The sequence below is a fragment of the Aeromonas sobria genome (assembly GCF_006243315.1).
Taxonomy (GTDB): domain Bacteria; phylum Pseudomonadota; class Gammaproteobacteria; order Enterobacterales; family Aeromonadaceae; genus Aeromonas; species Aeromonas sobria_A.
Genome location: NZ_NKWE01000069.1, coordinates 19,018 through 35,935, shown reverse-complemented (window position 1 = coordinate 35,935; position 16,918 = coordinate 19,018). Strand labels below are relative to the sequence as shown.

The window sequence follows — 16,918 nt, the reverse complement described above, 5'->3', positions numbered from 1 at the left end:
GTCAGAGCGGATTGCGGCGCGGCCCGAATGGCAGCCGCCAGCGAAACAGGCTGTTGAAGGTGGCCCGCCACTGATTGGGTCGCCCCAGGATCTGCTTTTGCAGGCGAGTCTCCTCTTTGAGCATGGCTTCATCGCTGCGGGCCCAGGCCTGGCTGTAAAGCTGCTTGATCCCCGCCAGCGCATCGGGCGACTTGGTGATGAGGGTGCGGGCAAATTCTCGCGCCTCCACCAGCGGATCGGCGCAGACCCGGCTTACCAGCCCGAGGGATTTGGCCTCGACGGCATCGAGCTCACGCCCACTCATGGCCAGCTCCATGGCGGTATCCACCCCCATCAGGTTACGCATGGTGACGCTGCCGCTCATGTCGGGAATGATGCCCCACTTGATCTCCATCACCGAGAAGCGGCAATCGGGGGTAGTGAAACGAAAATCGGCACCGAGGGCGATCTGCAGGCCACCGCCGAAACAGACCCCCTGAGTCACCGCAATCACCGGCACCGGCAGCTGGTGCCAACCATAAGCCACCCGCTGGGCCAGATTGGTGGCCTCGTCCGCCTCGCGCTTGAGAATATCGAGCGCCGCCACTGGCTGCTTGAGCATGGATTTGACATCCAGCCCGGCGCAGAAGGCTCGCCCCTCGCCGTGCAGGATCACCGCCCGCAGTCCCTTGTGCTGGGCAAGCTGCGTCAGGGTCTGGTCGATAGCGCTGAACATGGCGCGATCCAGCGCATTGAGTTTGTCCCCCCGCGTCAGCATCACTTCGGCAATCCCGTCGTGGATCTCGCACTTGATCCTTGGTTTTTCCATCTTCCTTGTCCTCTCCTTGATCCGGGTTATCGACCTACTGGTCATACCACCACGTTATCAGAGTGTGAACATCCGGTACAGATGAGACTAAAGTCGGCTGGTCGCCTCCCCCTCCCTTTGTCACACTGGACGCAGGATCAGTGCCGCAAGCCAGCAAAGGACGCTGTCATGTCAACCCTGTTCAATTTTGCCAGACCACCGTTCGACCGACTGGACGAGGCGGCACGCGAGCGGCTCTCTCGCCACCTCTCGCTCTGCTATTTTCGGGCCGGGGATCTGCTGCTCAAGGAGGGGGACGAGCCTCCCGGCCTCTATCTCATCATCAAGGGAGCCGTGGAAGAGTCGGCCCCTCACCACCAGTTTGGTGATTACGGGGTCGATGATCTGTTCGATGTGCGCGCCCAGTTTGACGGCCGTTGTCGCCACCGCTTCACCGCGCTGGAAGATAGCCTCTGCCAGCTCATCCCCCGCCACACCTTTCTGGCGCTCTGTGAGCAGGATCCGCAGTTTGCCAGCTACTTCACCGCCAATCTGGCCGAACGGCAGCAACAGCAGGAGCAACGCGAGCAATTGGGCCAGAAGAATCTGGCAGAATTTATCCTGACCCGCATCGAACCCGGCCACCTGCAGGCTCCGCTTATCGTCGACAGCAAGCTGTCACTGCTGGCAGCAACCGAAGCCATGGTGAGCAAGGGGACCGACTGCCTGCTCTACCCCGCCCACGACGGCTCCCTCACGCTGGCAACCCGCAAGACCTTGCTCCACGCATTGACCCTCAAGGGATTGCCACTGACGGCCCCCCTCTCGGTGCTGGCCCCCACACCGCTGATTGGTCTGCCGCTGGAGAGCTATCTGTTTGATGCCCTGCTGCTGATGACCCGCCATCGCATCAAGCGACTGGTGGTGTGGCGGGGCAGCGAGGTGGCGGGCATCTTGCAACTGACCCAGGTGCTGGGGCTCTTCTCTACCCACTCCCACGTGCTGACCCTGCGCATCGCCCGCGCCGACAGCCTGCCAGCGCTGGAGGCGGTGGCCCGCGAGCAGCAGCAATTGACCCGCTCGCTGTTTGCCCAGGGGATCCACACCGCCTTTTTGATGAAGCTGATCGCCACCATCAACGAGCAGCTGATCGCCAAAGCCTTTGCGCTGGTGATCCCCCCCGAGGTGCAGGATAACGTCTGCCTGCTGATGCTGGGCTCGGAGGGGCGTGGCGAGCAGATCCTCAAAACCGATCAGGACAACGCCCTGATCCTGCCCGAAACGCTGACATGGCCCACCCAAGCAGCCGATCTGGCCGAATTTAGCGCCCTGCTGGAGCGCCTCGGCTACCCTCTCTGCCCCGGGCAGGTGATGGTGAACAATCCGGCTTGGGTGAAAACAGGCAGCGAATGGCAACGGGCCATTGCCAGCGCCTGCACCACGGCAACAGAGGATGAGCTGCTGTGGCTTGCGACCCTGGCCGATGCACACCCCATTGCGGGGGATCGCCAACTGCATCTGCCGGTTGCCAGAGCACTGCGCGAGCAGCTGGCCGACAGGCGGGATCTGCTGGCGGAGATGGTTCGACCGGCGGTGGCCTTTCATGCCCCGCTCACCCTGTTTGGCAGGCTGGAGCAGCCACCGGAAGGGCTGGATCTGAAAAGAGGCGGGCTGTTCCCGCTGGTACACGGCATCCGCATGCTGGCCCTTGAGGGGGGCATACTGGAGACCTCGACCCTGGGGCGTATCGACGCGCTGGTGGCCGCCGAGCGGCTCAGTGCCGACTATGGCAGCAATCTGGCGGAGGCGTTTCGGCTCTTTATCCGGCTAAGGCTGCGCAGCCAGCTCAAGGGGGGCAACAGCCGGGTGCAGATACAGGATCTCAGCCACAGCGAACGAGATCTGCTGCGCCAGGCGCTGCATCAGGTGAAGAAGTTCCAGCAGTGGCTCACCTTGCACTTTCGTCTGAGACAATAGCCATGTTAAGCCGCGTTCGACGCTACTGGTATGGCCGCGCCTTTCGCACTGGCGAGTTCGCGCCGCTCTTTGCCAACCCACCGGAAGATGAGCGGATCGCTCTTGATTTCGAGACCACCAGTCTCGATCCCGAGCAGGCCGAGATCGTCTCCATCGGCGCACTGCGCATTCAGGGCAACCGGCTGCTGACCGGCGAGGCACTCGCCATCAAGGTTCAGCCACCGGCCAGCCTGACCGGCCAATCGGTGGTGATCCACGGCCTGCGCCATCAGGATCTGCAACAGGGGATGACGCTGGAAGCCGCGCTACGCCTGCTTCTGGCCTTTATCGGCCCCCGTGAACTGGTGGGTTATCACATCGCCTACGACCTGCGCATTCTCAATCTCGCCTGCCAGAAATTGTGGGGATTAACCCTGCCCCAACGAGGGATCGAGGTGAGCCAGCTCTATCACGACCACCTCTATCGTCGCTATCCGGACGCGGCCATCGACCTGCACTTGAGTGCCATCTGCAACCATCTTGAACTGCCCCCCCTGCCCGCCCACGATGCCCTTGCCGACGCCACCACGGCGGCGCTCATCTACCTGCGCCTCACCCGCGGCTCACCGCTGGCTTATCCCAAAGTCTAATTGCCCACAAATAACATTTAATTCACATTTTGCTTACATGAGCAGGCCCCCTGCTCGTCGGGGTTACCCCATCCACCGCTGACACTCATGTCATGGAGAACTGCAATGGAACAGCAAAGCTACCTGAGGATCCAGCAAGATCCCAACTTCCAGGAGCTGGTCGCCAAGCGCCAGCGTTTTGCCTGGGCCCTCTCGGCTCTGATGCTGGGACTCTACCTGGCGTTTATTCTGCTCATCGCCTTTGCCCCCGGCTGGCTGGGCACCCCGCTCAACGACAGCACCACCATTACCCGCGGCATCCCGGTCGGGGTGGGGTTGATCCTCGCCTCCTTCGTGCTGACCGGCATCTATGTGTTTCGTGCCAACGGCGAGTTTGACGAGCTGAACCAGAAGATCCTCAAGGGAGTGCAGTCATGAGAGCAAAAAGCATGAAAGGCACCTTGCTGCTGTTGGCCTCACTGGCCTCCTCCCCGCTGCTGGCTGCGGATGCGCTGACCGGCGAGGTACAACGCCAACCTCTCAATGTGCCAGCCATTGTGATGTTTATTATCTTCGTGGCCGCCACCCTGTGTATCACCTACTGGGCCTCCAAGCGCAACCGCTCGGCCTCCGATTACTACGCCGCAGGCGGCCGTATCACTGGTTTCCAGAACGGTCTGGCCATCGCTGGTGACTACATGTCTGCCGCCTCCTTCCTTGGTATCTCTGCGCTGGTCTATACCTCCGGTTACGATGGCCTGATTTACTCCATCGGCTTTCTGGTGGGCTGGCCTATCATCCTGTTCCTGATCGCAGAGCGGCTGCGTAACCTCGGCAAATACACTTTCGCCGACGTGGCCTCCTACCGCCTCAAGCAGACCGAAGTCCGCATCCTGTCTGCCTGCGGCTCGCTGGTGGTGGTGTCCCTCTACCTGATCGCCCAGATGGTAGGGGCAGGCAAGCTGATCGAGCTGCTGTTCGGCCTGCAATACAATGTGGCCGTGGTGCTGGTCGGTATCCTGATGGTGCTCTACGTGCTGTTTGGCGGCATGCTGGCCACCACCTGGGTGCAGATCATCAAGGCGGTGATGCTGCTCTCCGGTGCCAGCTTCATGGCCATCATGGTGATGAAGTCGGTCAATTTCGACATAGGTGCGCTGTTTAGCGAAGCCGTTAAAGTGCACGAAAAAGGGATCGCCATCATGAGTCCGGGTGGTCTGGTCTCCGACCCTATCTCCGCCATCTCGCTCGGTCTGGCATTGATGTTCGGTACCGCCGGTCTGCCCCATATCCTGATGCGCTTCTTTACCGTGAGCGATGCCAAGGAAGCGCGTAAATCGGTGTTTTATGCCACTGGCTTTATCGGCTACTTCTACATCCTCACCTTCATCATCGGCTTTGGCGCCATCCTGCTGGTCAGCACCAACCCGGCCTTCAAAGATGCCACCGGCACCCTGCTCGGCGGCACCAACATGGCGGCGATTCACCTGGCCGACGCTGTGGGTGGTAGTCTGTTCCTCGGCTTTATCAGTGCCGTAGCCTTCGCCACCATTCTGGCGGTGGTTGCCGGGTTGACCCTAGCCGGCGCCTCTGCGGTCTCCCATGACCTCTATGCCAGCGTGCTGAAGAAGGGCAAGGCCAACGAGACCGATGAATTGCGCGTCTCCAAGATGACTACCCTGGCGCTGGGCGTGGTGGCCATTGGTCTGGGGATCCTGTTTGAGAAACAGAACATCGCCTTCATGGTGGGTCTGGCCTTCTCCATCGCCGCCAGCTGCAACTTCCCGGTGCTGTTCCTCTCCATGTTCTGGTCGCGCCTGACCACCCGTGGCGCAGTCTACGGCGGCTGGCTGGGGCTGGTGAGCGCGGTGACCCTGATGATCCTGGGCCCGACCGTGTGGGTGAAGGTGCTGGGCCATGCCCAGGCTATCTTCCCCTACGAATACCCTGCCCTCTTCTCCATGGGATTGGCGTTCGTCGGGATCTGGTTCTTCTCTATCACCGACAGCTCCCAGAACGCTGCTGACGAACATGCCAAGTTCCTGCCGCAGTTCGTCCGCTCCCAGACCGGGCTGGGTGCCTCTGGCGCCACCTCCCACTGACGTTATCACTCCCTCACCAAGCCGGCCCCGTGCCGGCTTTTTTCATGGTGGATCACGGTTGTGCCAAATAGACATCTGACCGATCCAGATCACAGTTCTTGCTAAAACTTTCGACAGATATGTGCCATAATGCGCGCCATTTGATAGATCAACCGGGACACTCATCTTGTTAAGCAGCAACAACATCACCATGCAATTCGGCGCCAAGCCGCTGTTTGAGAACATCAACGTCAAGTTTGGCGGCGGCAACCGCTATGGCCTTATTGGCGCCAACGGCTGTGGCAAGTCCACCTTTATGAAGATCCTCGGCGGCGACCTTGAGCCCAGCGGCGGTAATGTGAGCCTCGACGTCAACGAACGCATCGGTAAGCTGCGTCAGGATCAGTTCGCCTACGAAGATACCCGTGTTCTGGACGTGGTCATGATGGGCCACGGCGAGTTGTGGGCTGCCATCGCCGAGCGCGATGCGATTTATGCCAACCTCGACGCCACCGACGACGACTATATGAAAGCTGCCGAGCTCGAAGGGCTGGTTGCTGAATATGATGGTTACACTGCCGAAGCCCGTGCCGGTCAGTTGCTGCTGGGTGCCGGTATTCCTATCGAACAGCACAATGGCCCGATGAGCGAAGTGGCTCCGGGCTGGAAGCTGCGGGTACTGCTGGCACAGGCGCTGTTCTCCAACCCTGATATCCTGCTGCTGGACGAACCGACCAACAACCTGGACATCAACACCATTCGCTGGTTGGAGCAGGTGCTCAACGATCGTGAAAGCACCATGATCATCATCTCGCACGACCGCCACTTCCTGAACTCCGTCTGTACCCACATGGCGGATCTGGACTACGGCGAGCTGCGGGTGTATCCGGGCAACTACGACGAATACATGACCGCTGCCACTCAGGCTCGCGAGCGTCTGCTCTCTGACAACGCCAAGAAGAAGGCCCAGATCGCCGATCTGCAATCCTTCGTCTCCCGTTTCAGTGCCAACGCCTCCAAATCCAGCCAGGCCACTTCCCGTCTCAAGCAGATCGACAAGATCAAAATTGAAGAAGTGAAGGTATCCAGCCGTCAGAACCCCTTCATCCGCTTCGAGCTGGAGAAGAAGCTCTATCGCAACATCCTGGAAATCGAAGGTGTGTCCAAAGGCTACGGCGAGGCGCCGCTGTTCAAGGGCCTCAACATGATGCTGGAAGTGGGCGAGAAGGTCGCGATCCTGGGTACCAACGGTATCGGTAAATCGACCCTGATCAAGACGCTGGTCGGCGATTTGACCCCGGATACCGGCCTCATCAAGTGGTCTGAAAATGCCCAGATCGGCTACTACGCGCAGGATCACGCTGAAGATTTTGACACCGACCTCAATGTGTTCGACTGGATGGCCCAGTGGAAACAAGAGAACGAAGATGAGCAGGCTGTTCGCTCCATTCTCGGTCGTCTGCTGTTTTCCCAAGACGACATCAAGAAGCCGGTCAAGGTACTCTCCGGTGGTGAACAGGGCCGCATGCTGTTCGGCAAGCTGATGATGCAGCGTCCCAACATCCTGATCATGGATGAGCCGACCAACCACCTGGACATGGAATCTATCGAATCCTTGAACCTGGCGCTGGAAATGTACAAGGGTACCCTGATCTTCGTCTCTCACGACCGTGAATTCGTCTCCTCACTGGCGACCCGGATCGTCGAGTTGAGCGAAAATGGTATCCGTGACTTCGGTGGTACCTACGAGGATTACCTGCGTACCCAAGGTGTGGCGTAACGCCTCCCTGCACCACCTTGCAATGAAAAACCGGCACTCGCGTGCCGGTTTTTTTATATCCGGTGTTTACCACTACTGATATTGCATATGGCTGCGCCACGACCACAGAGAGCCACAGCGCAGAAAGCAGAGAGAGAACAGAGAACAGAGAACAGAGAACAGAGAACAGAGAACAGAGAACAGAGAACAGAGAACAGGCTTGAGTGTCCCTTCGCACCCAGATAAAAAAACGGCTCCATCAAGGAGCCGTTTTCAATAGGGTGACGACCACTCAATTACTCGACGGTCGCTTCCACGCTGGTGAAGTACTCGATCTTGGCTGTTTTACGCAGCTCGTCAATCAGCGACTTGTAGTCTGCCTGGGCCTTGCCCTGGCCAAGCTGGCCTTGCAGCATGCTAACCATCTGGGACGGTGCAGCTGGCACATTCACCTTATCCAGAGCCACCACAACGCGATCGTTGTTGCTCTCGGTGACCAGCGCCACGCTCGGCTTGCCATCTTTCGGATGGGGCAGCGTGAACGCCTGGGCAATCAGGTTCTGATCCATTTCCCGATCGAAGCGGGTGACACCCTGGTGGGTCTCTACCTTCAGACCGAGCGCGGTCAGATCGGCATTGATGCTCTCACCGACCTTCAGCTTGTCCAGCAGGCCCTGCGCCTTGCCACGGGCCACTTCACCGGCCTTGTCATGCTTGATGGCGGCAATCACCTGCTCTTTCACTTCCGCCAGCGGCTTGACCGCTTTCGGACGATGGCCAGTGATGTGCAGCACCAGCGCTTTGCCATCTGCCAGCTCAATCACGTCGGAGTTGGTGTTGTCATCACGCAGTTGCTCGGAGAACGCCACCGAGAGTACCTTGCCATCATTGAGCGGAGCCGGGGCATTAGCCTGGGTGAAGTAATCAGAAGATTGCACCTTCATCCCCATGGCATCAGCAGTCAAGTCCAGCGAGTCCGGGTTTTCGAAGCTGTTGTCAGCCATCTTCTGCTGCTCGGCAAAGAACAGCTCCTTGGCCTTGTCAGCTTGCAGACGCGTGATGGTCTCTTCCTTCACATCGGCAAACGGCTTGGTCTGGGCCGCTTCAACCCCCAACAGCTTGATGATGTGGAAACCAAACGGGCTCTTCACCACGGTGGAGAGATCACCGGCCTTGTTCAGGGCGAAAGCGGCTTTCTCGAAGGCCGGATCCATCACCCCTTGCTCGAACCAGTCCAGCTCGCCGCCCTTCTTGGCGGAGAAGGTATCGGAAGAGTCAGCCTTGGCCAGCGCAGCGAAATCATCGCCACCCTTGGCTTTGGCCAGCACGGCTTCTGCTTTCTGCTCGGCCGCTTTCTCGTCCTTGCCAAACGGGATCAGGATATGGGCCACCTGACGACGCTCGGCACGCTGGAACAGATCCTGGTGCTGATCGTAGTAATCCTGGGCATCCTGATCGGAAACCTTGATCTCGTTGCCGAGGTTGGCGGCATCCAGCAGCAGATAGTCGACCTTGACCTGCTCGTCATTCATAAAACGAGCGCCATTGGTCTTGTAGTACTGCTCCAGCTCAGTCTCTGACACCTGAACATCTGCAACGTAATTGGCCGCAGCCAACCGCACCAGACGCAGATCCCGGGTCTGGTTAAACAGCTTGTCGAGCTGTTCTGCCTCGCCCTTGAGCGCAAACTCGGTGCCCACCAGAGCGCCCATCAACTGTTGACGGACCGTATCCTGACGCAGGGAGTCGCGGAACATTTCAGGGGTCATGCCAGCACGGCGGATCAGCTGCAAATAGCGGTCATTGTTGAACTTGCCGTTTTCGGCAAACTCCGGCATGGCCACGATGGCTTGCTTGATCTGCTCATCGCTGATGCGCAGACCCAGTTCACGGGCTTTGCTGTCCAGCAGCGCCTGGTCAATCAGCCGATCCAGCACGCCACGACGAAACTGTTTCATATAATCGGGGTTCGCGGCCAGCTGGCTGAATGCCTCTCCCATTTGGGATTCCATCCGGGCACGCTCGTTGCGGTAAGCATTTTCCAGTGCCGCAGCACTGATCTCGGTGCCATTCACAGTGGCGGGGGCGGTACGAGCCGGGCCGTTGAGGTAACTACCTACACCAGCCAAGGCAAAGGAGAGGATGATCAGGCCCAAGATAACCTTGGCTACCTTGCCCTGCGCCCCTTCGCGTAGTTTATCCAACATCATGTTTGTACTTATGCTCCGAACTCGGTGGCGTAAACAATAAAAAGGCGCACCGATTGCGATGCGCCTTGGTCAATCAGTATGAGAGAAGACTCTCTAACTTGTCTGGTCTGCGACCAAGGACGGTAGCCGACGCATATCAGCGACCGACTTAGTTAACAGCGTCTTTCAGGGCCTTACCGGCTTTGAAGGCAGGAACTTTACCAGCAGCGATTTCGATAGTCGCGCCAGTTTGCGGGTTACGGCCTGAACGGGCAGCACGCTCGCGTACAGCGAAAGTACCAAAACCAACCAGAGCAACCTGGTCACCCTCTTTCAGAGCTTCACCTACAGCCTCAATGAAGGCATCCAACGCACGGCCAGCGGCCGCCTTGGAGATATCAGCACCGTCTGCAATCTTGTCAATCAGTTGAGATTTATTCACTCTTATATTCCCCTTTTATCAAATACCGCTGCGACGTCGATTTCCCTGGCCACAACAAGTGGAGGTTTTATAGCAAGCCTCCTGATCAGTTGCAAGTGACAATCTGGCGCAAACCCGCGCCACATAACGCATTGCGACTCATCACGAGTACCCGATCGGTGGTCAAGGCTACTTCCGTTATCGGGCGCATGCAAGCCTTAACCACCCACCGAATGCGCCAAATTTGCGGCGCATCAACATTTACACGACAGAAACGCGTTCGAACCCCTGTGGATTGTCCTGCAATGCCAATTCCAGCACCTCGTCAATCCAGCGAACCGGATAAATTTCAAGGTCATGTTTGACGTTATCCGGGATCTCTTCAAGGTCTCGCTCGTTCTCTTTCGGAATAAGCACTCGCTTGATGCCGCCACGATGGGCCGCCAGCAACTTCTCCTTGAGACCACCGATGGGCAGCACTTCGCCGCGCAGGGTGATCTCGCCAGTCATCGCCACATCCGCACGAACCGGATTACCGGTCAGGCTGGAGACCAGCGCAGTGCACATGGCGATACCGGCACTCGGGCCATCTTTCGGGGTTGCCCCTTCCGGCACGTGCACGTGGATATCACGCTTCTCGTAGAAGTCGGCATTGATCCGCAGCTTCTCGGCACGGGCACGCACTACCGTCATGGCAGCCTGGATAGACTCCTGCATCACGTCGCCGAGCGAGCCGGTATACGTGAGTTTGCCCTTGCCCGGCATGCTGGTGGTCTCGATGGTGAGCAGTTCTCCCCCCACTTCGGTCCACGCCAGACCACAGACCTGACCGATCTGGTTCTGGTCAGCAGCCTTGCCGTAATCAAAACGCTGTACCCCGAGGAACTCCTTGAGGTTGGCCTGATTGACCTGAACATGCTTGATGCTCTTGTCCAGCAGGATGCGCTTGACCGCCTTGCGACAAATTTTGGAGATTTCCCGCTCCAGACTCCGCACCCCCGCCTCGCGGGTGTAGTAACGGATCACCCCGACCAGGGCAGAATCTTCGATGGTGATCTCGGACTCTTTCAGGCCGTTGCGCTGGATCTGCTTGGAGAGCAGATGCTGCTTGGCAATATTGAGCTTTTCGTCTTCGGTATAACCGGAGAGACGGATCACTTCCATCCGGTCCAGCAGCGGACCCGGGATGTTCATGGAGTTGGAGGTGGCCACGAACATCACGTCCGACAGGTCATAGTCCACTTCCAGATAGTGATCGTTAAAGCTGTTGTTCTGTTCCGGGTCCAGCACTTCCAGCAGGGCGGAGGCGGGATCGCCACGCATGTCCGAGCTCATCTTGTCGATCTCGTCGAGCAGGAACAGCGGGTTCTTCACCCCGACTTTCGCCATCTTCTGGATAAGCTTGCCAGGCATGGAGCCAATATAGGTACGGCGGTGACCACGGATCTCCGCTTCGTCACGCACCCCGCCCAGCGCCATCCGCACATATTTGCGACCGGTTGCCCTGGCGATGGACTGGCCCAGCGAGGTCTTGCCCACACCGGGAGGCCCAACCAGGCAGAGGATCGGGCCCTTGAGCTTGTTCACCCGCGCCTGTACTGCCAGATACTCGAGGATGCGATCCTTGACCTTTTCAAGACCATAGTGATCGGCATCCAGCACCTCTTGCGCCTTGCCAAGGTCTTTCTTGACCTTGGAGCGCACCTTCCACGGCACCTGTACCATCCAGTCCACATAGCTGCGAACCACGGTAGCTTCAGCCGACATGGGCGACATCATTTTCAGCTTGGCGAGCTCTGCCAACGCTTTTTCACGGGCGTCAGCTGGCATCCCGGCCTCTTCAATCTTGCGATTGAGGGCTTCGAACTCATCCGGACTATCTTCCAGCTCACCCAGCTCTTTCTGGATCGCCTTCATCTGCTCGTTGAGGTAATACTCGCGCTGGCTCTTCTCCATCTGCTTCTTGACGCGCGTACGGATGCGTTTCTCGACCTGCAGCAGGTCAATCTCCGACTCCATCATCGCCATCAAGAACTCGATGCGCTCGGAGACAGAGACGATCTCCAGCACTTTCTGCTTGTCTTCGAGCTTGAGCGGCATGTGCGCAGCCATGGTATCGGCCAGCCGTGCAGCATCGTCGATCGCCGAAATCGAGGTAAGCACCTCGGGCGGGATCTTCTTGTTGAGCTTGATGTAACCTTCAAACTGACCGATAGCAGAGCGAACCAGCACATCCTGGTCCTTCTCCTCGATGGTGCTGGAGGCAATGTATTGCGCCTCACCAACGAAGAAATCCTTATCGTCGATCATCCGCTCCAGGCGGGCACGCTGCCCCCCCTCTACCAACACCTTGACGGTGCCATCCGGCAGTTTGAGCATCTGGAGAATATTGGCCACTGTTCCGACGTTGAAGATCTCTTCGACCGTCGGCTCATCGGTTGATGCGTCCTTCTGGGCCACCAGCAGAACTTTTTTGTCCTGCTCCATGGCTGCTTCAAGACAGCGAATAGATTTTTCCCGCCCCACAAAGAGTGGAATGACCATGTGGGGATACACCACCACGTCACGAAGAGGCAGGACGGGAATCTCGATGCGTTCTGAACGCTCTAGGTTCATATATGTCCTCTCGGCTTGTTATACCGTTGGCAAAGCGCTTGGCTGAGTATATGGGGGCGCAGAGATGAGATTCAATCGCCGAAACCGTAAAAAGCATGAAAGGGGCAAAAAGCCCCTTTCATTTGATTAAAAATCAGACATTTACTCTGATACAGCAGCCTGGGTCTCGGGATTTTCGTAGATCATCAAGGGTGCAGAGTCCCCTTTGATCACGGTTTCGTCGACCACCACCTTGCTGACCCCTTCCAGAGAAGGCAGGTCATACATGGTATCAAGCAGCACAGCTTCCACGATGGAGCGCAGGCCACGAGCACCGGTTTTACGCTCCATTGCCTTGCGGGCAATGGCATTCAGTGCGTCGTCACGGAACTCCAGCTCAACCCCTTCCAGATCGAACAACGCAGCATACTGTTTGGTCAGTGCGTTTTTCGGCTGTTTCAGGATCTGGATAAGTGCGGATTCATCCAGTTCAGTCAGGGTGGCGACCACCGGCAGACGCCCGATGAACTCGGGGATCAGACCGTATTTGATCAGATCTTCCGGCTCCACCTTGGCAAAGGTCTCGCTCAGGGTTGCCTTGGCATCCTTGGATTTGACCTCGGCACTAAAACCGATACCGGTTCCCTTGACGGAGCGCTGCTCAATCACCTTGTCCAGACCGGCAAAGGCACCACCACAGATAAAGAGGATCTTGGAGGTATCAACCTGCAAAAACTCTTGCTGCGGATGCTTGCGACCACCTTGCGGCGGCACGGAGGCGATGGTGCCTTCGATCAGTTTGAGCAGTGCCTGCTGCACCCCTTCCCCGGAAACATCGCGGGTAATGGAAGGGTTGTCCGACTTGCGGGAGATCTTGTCGATCTCGTCGATGTAGACAATGCCACGCTGGGCCTTCTCTACGTCGTAGTCGCACTTTTGCAGCAACTTCTGGATGATGTTCTCCACGTCCTCGCCCACATAACCGGCTTCGGTCAGAGTGGTCGCATCGGCCATGGTGAACGGCACATCCAGCAGACGAGCAAGCGTCTCGGCCAGCAGGGTCTTGCCGCTACCGGTGGGGCCGATCAGCAGGATGTTGGATTTGCCGAGCTCCACACCACTGTTTTCGCCGCTGTTACGCAAACGCTTGTAGTGGTTGTAGACGGCAACAGCCAGCACCTTCTTGGCATGGTCCTGCCCGATCACATAGTCATCAAGATGAGCACGGATCTGATGAGGAGTCGGCAGCTCGCTACCATCCCGCTTCGGCGAGATCTCGCGGATCTCTTCGCGGATGATGTCATTGCACAGCTCGACACACTCATCACACACGTAGACGGAAGGGCCAGCGATCAGCTTACGCACTTCATGCTGGCTTTTGCCGCAAAAAGAACAGTAGAGCAGCTTGTCACCCTCACCCTTGCGTTTATCTGTCATTCAGCAACCTCGTTTTATCAATAGAGGATGGATTAGCCTGTTGAGTTTACAACAGGCCGGAACACCCTGCTCAGCTACGCTGGCTCAGCACGCCATCAACCAGGCCATAGGCCACGGCCTGCTCGGCGGACATGAAGTTGTCACGATCGGTGTCACGCTCAATGTTAGCCATGTCCTGACCAGTATGGAAAGCCAGACGATCGTTCAAGGTATTCTTGATTTTCAGGATCTCCTGAGCATGGATCTGGATATCAGATGCCTGGCCCTGGAAACCGCCCAACGGCTGGTGGATCATCACGCGGGCACTCGGCAGGCAGAAACGCTTGCCCTTGGCACCGGCGGCCAGCAAGAAGGCCCCCATGGAGCAAGCCTGCCCCATACAGATAGTGCTGACATCCGGCTTGATGAACTGCATGGTGTCATAAATAGACATGCCTGCAGTCACCGACCCACCCGGAGAGTTGATATAGATGTAGATGTCTTTGTCCGGATTCTCGGACTCAAGAAACAGCAGCTGGGCAACCACCAGGTTGGCCATGTGATCTTCCACCTGACCAGTCAGGAAGATCACTCGCTCTTTCAGCAGACGGGAATAGATGTCGTAGGAACGCTCCCCTTTTGCAGTTTGCTCTACCACCATCGGGATGAGTGCATTGCGCGGGGATTCAGTTACATCGTTATAGTTTTTATACATAAGGCATTGTCCCTAAAATAAAATGGCCCGAGTGGAGATCACACGAGCCATTATACTTAACAGTCTTGACCTTAAGTCAAATGTTCTTAGGCAGCGACACCGGACTTGTTGATCACTTCGTCAAAGGCAAGTTCTTTTTCAGTGACTTGCGCTTTGGACAGGATCAGGTCGATGGCTTGATCTTCTACTGCCAGGTTACGAACGCCGTTCAGCATCTGTTCGTTCTTCTGGTAGTGCTCGATCACTTCCTGCGGATCTTCGTAGGCAGTGGCCATGGACTCGATGATGCTGGTCACGCGGGCATCGTCAGCCTTGATCTCGTTGGTGCGGATCACGTCACCCAGCAGCAGACCGACGCGTACACGACGCTCGGCTTGAGCCTGGAACAGTTCAGCCGGCAGCTCAGGTGCGTTGCCGCCCTGGAAACCACCGAAGCGCTGCAGCGCTTGCTGACGCAGGGTGTCGATCTCTTGAGCCACAGCGGCTTTCGGCAGATCGATCTGGTTGGCTTCAACCAGGCCGTTCAGAACCTGCTCTTTCACGCTGTTTTTCAGGGCTTGAGCCAGTTCGCGTTCCATGTTCTTGCGCACTTCGGCTTTCAGCTCTTCAACAGAACCGTTCTCGATACCAAAACGCTTGACGAACTCTTCGGTCAGCTCAGGCAGGATCTGCTCTTCAACCTTGTTCAGCTTGGAAGCAAACTTGGCTGCTTTGCCTTTCAGGTTTTCAGCGTGGTAGTCAGCCGGGAAGGTCACTTCGATGGTGAACTCTTCGCCTGCTTTCTTGCCCATGATGGCGTCTTCGAAGCCAGGGATCATGCGGCCAGCGCCCAGCACCAGGTTGAAGCCTTCCGCTTTGCCGCCGTCGAACTCTTCACCGTCGATGGAACCGACGAAGTCCAGGGTCACGCGCATGTCGTTGGCTGCTGCTGCATCAACGTCAGCCCAAGTAGCGTGCTGCTTGCGCAGGGTGTCGATCATGTTGGCCAGATCTTCATCCTTCACCGTCGCAACCGGCTTCTCGACCTTGATGGTCTCGAGACCTGCCACTTCAAACTCCGGGTATACTTCGAAGGTTGCAGTGAATTCGAAATCCTGACCTTCCTGGATCTCTTTCGGATCCATGGTCGGGGCACCAGCCGGGCTCAGCTTGTTTTCGATGATGGCTTTGATGAAGTTGTTCTGCATCATTTCATCAGCAACACGGGCATGAGCCATGGCACCAAACATCTTCTTGATGATGGCTACCGGCGCCTTGCCTGGACGGAAACCGTCGATGCGACGAGTTTTGGCCAGGCCATTCAATTCTTTACGCACAGCGGCGTCAACGGTAGCGGCCGGTACGGTAATGGTAAGGCGGCGTTCCAGACCCTGGGTTGTCTCTACAGAAACTTGCATTCTTCTACCTCGTTCAACTCAGCACTGAGTGCTGACCCTTTATTGCCCCTGGGCAAAGCCCGGAGTCTTCCTGTTTATAAAGACAACGATATGTCTTTGTGATGAGAAAATATGACGCGGCATTATAGCGGCGCACTTTGGTCGAGTCGAGCCACACATCCCCCACATTGAGTGGCGTGCCAGCACAATTCTTGCAAAACTTTCCTTTATATGGGGAGAGAGATGCACGACTTCAACCATTGGTTGGCGATAATTTTGCGTTTACGCCGTTCTTTTTATCCGGATGGCGGTTTATTGCCCGTTTTTCGGGTCAGAACCGGTCATAAACAACACGCCCGCCGTGGCGACGACTCAATTTGTCCCGCCAAACGACGATTGACCTAATCAGACATTGCGTCCCCTGCCCTCCCTCGTTATGGTGACAGCCAAATTGATGAATCTGGAGTCACTCACATGGGCTTTTTCCGCTTTTTGTTCAATCTGCTCTGGTTTGTCCTGGGAGGCATCGTTATGGGCCTGGCCTGGTGGCTAGCCGGTCTGCTCTGTTTTATCTCGCTGATCGGCATCCCCTGGGGCCGCGCCTGCTTTGTGATCGGTACCTTTACCTTCTTCCCGTTTGGCAAGCAGGCGGTCAATCGCAAGAGCATGACCGGCTTTAGCGATATCGGCACCGGTACCCTGGGGCTGATAGGCAACATTATCTGGTTTGTGCTGATCGGTGTCTGGCTGGCCATCGGTCACATCGCCTCGGCGCTGGCCTGCTTTGTGACCATCATCGGCATTCCGTTTGGTATCCAGCACCTCAAACTGGCACTCATCAGCCTGGCCCCCATTGGCCAGATGATAGTGACCAACCACGAGGCTGAATCAGGCCGCTATATCCGCTAAACGCGGGAAAATGCGCGGGCGGGCACTGCCCTGTAATGAAAAAAAGGGCAGACTAGGGTCTGCCCTTTTCTTTTGTCTTTTGTTG

Annotated in this window: 13 protein-coding genes; 6 read left to right on the top strand and 7 right to left on the bottom strand. The window is 57.3% G+C overall.

Going from position 1 to position 16,918, the window contains the following annotated elements; genetic code table 11:
- Nucleotide 1: 1 nt before the first annotated feature.
- Nucleotides 2-808 (bottom strand): crotonase/enoyl-CoA hydratase family protein, encoded by an 807-nt coding sequence (locus tag CF137_RS19965; protein WP_101324528.1) that lies wholly within the window; start codon nt 806-808, stop codon nt 2-4.
- Between the two features lie 168 nt (nt 809-976).
- Between CF137_RS19965 and CF137_RS19960 the strand changes: the two genes are divergently transcribed.
- From CF137_RS19960 to CF137_RS19940, 5 genes are all read left to right on the top strand, one after another.
- The gene (locus tag CF137_RS19960; RefSeq protein WP_139721196.1) at nt 977-2,764 is read left to right on the top strand and encodes a putative nucleotidyltransferase substrate binding domain-containing protein; all 1,788 of its coding nucleotides are present in this window, start codon (nt 977-979) and stop codon (nt 2,762-2,764) included.
- Nucleotides 2,765-2,766: 2 nt separating this feature from the next.
- Nucleotides 2,767-3,393: a 3'-5' exonuclease gene (locus tag CF137_RS19955; protein WP_139721194.1), complete on the top strand. Its 627-nt coding sequence runs from the start codon at nt 2,767-2,769 to the stop codon at nt 3,391-3,393.
- Nucleotides 3,394-3,498: 105 nt separating this feature from the next.
- A complete protein-coding gene (locus CF137_RS19950; protein ID WP_101319735.1) occupies nt 3,499-3,810 on the top strand; it encodes a DUF485 domain-containing protein in 312 nt (103 codons plus the stop codon).
- Between the two features lie 11 nt (nt 3,811-3,821).
- A complete protein-coding gene (locus CF137_RS19945; protein ID WP_101319737.1) occupies nt 3,822-5,474 on the top strand; it encodes a cation acetate symporter in 1,653 nt (550 codons plus the stop codon).
- Between the two features lie 166 nt (nt 5,475-5,640).
- Nucleotides 5,641-7,233, top strand: a complete 1,593-nt coding sequence (locus CF137_RS19940) for an ABC-F family ATPase (RefSeq protein WP_101324525.1) — start codon at nt 5,641-5,643, stop codon at nt 7,231-7,233.
- A 275-nt stretch (nt 7,234-7,508) separates the two neighbouring features.
- On the opposite strand, the gene ppiD is transcribed toward CF137_RS19940, so the two are convergent.
- The 6 genes from ppiD to tig form a co-directional block, all read right to left on the bottom strand.
- Nucleotides 7,509-9,422, bottom strand: coding sequence for a peptidylprolyl isomerase (gene ppiD / locus CF137_RS19935; RefSeq protein ID WP_162515995.1), 1,914 nt, complete (start codon nt 9,420-9,422; stop codon nt 7,509-7,511).
- Between the two features lie 148 nt (nt 9,423-9,570).
- Nucleotides 9,571-9,843 carry a nucleoid-associated protein HU-beta gene (gene hupB / locus CF137_RS19930; protein WP_042020877.1) on the bottom strand — a complete coding sequence of 91 codons (273 nt, stop codon included), beginning with the start codon at nt 9,841-9,843 and terminating at the stop codon, nt 9,571-9,573.
- 240 nt (nt 9,844-10,083) lie between these two features.
- Nucleotides 10,084-12,438, bottom strand: coding sequence for an endopeptidase La (lon, locus tag CF137_RS19925; RefSeq protein ID WP_139721192.1), 2,355 nt, complete (start codon nt 12,436-12,438; stop codon nt 10,084-10,086).
- 141 nt (nt 12,439-12,579) lie between these two features.
- Nucleotides 12,580-13,854 carry an ATP-dependent protease ATP-binding subunit ClpX gene (clpX, locus tag CF137_RS19920; RefSeq protein ID WP_042020881.1) on the bottom strand — a complete coding sequence of 425 codons (1,275 nt, stop codon included), beginning with the start codon at nt 13,852-13,854 and terminating at the stop codon, nt 12,580-12,582.
- Between the two features lie 70 nt (nt 13,855-13,924).
- Nucleotides 13,925-14,548 carry an ATP-dependent Clp endopeptidase proteolytic subunit ClpP gene (gene clpP, locus CF137_RS19915; RefSeq protein ID WP_042020882.1) on the bottom strand — a complete coding sequence of 208 codons (624 nt, stop codon included), beginning with the start codon at nt 14,546-14,548 and terminating at the stop codon, nt 13,925-13,927.
- An 86-nt stretch (nt 14,549-14,634) separates the two neighbouring features.
- Nucleotides 14,635-15,945 (bottom strand): trigger factor, encoded by a 1,311-nt coding sequence (tig, locus tag CF137_RS19910; protein WP_042020883.1) that lies wholly within the window; start codon nt 15,943-15,945, stop codon nt 14,635-14,637.
- 453 nt (nt 15,946-16,398) lie between these two features.
- On the opposite strand from tig, the gene CF137_RS19900 reads away from it, so the two are divergent.
- A complete protein-coding gene (locus tag CF137_RS19900) occupies nt 16,399-16,833 on the top strand; it encodes a YccF domain-containing protein (protein WP_068977869.1) in 435 nt (144 codons plus the stop codon).
- Nucleotides 16,834-16,918: the final 85 nt, after the last annotated feature.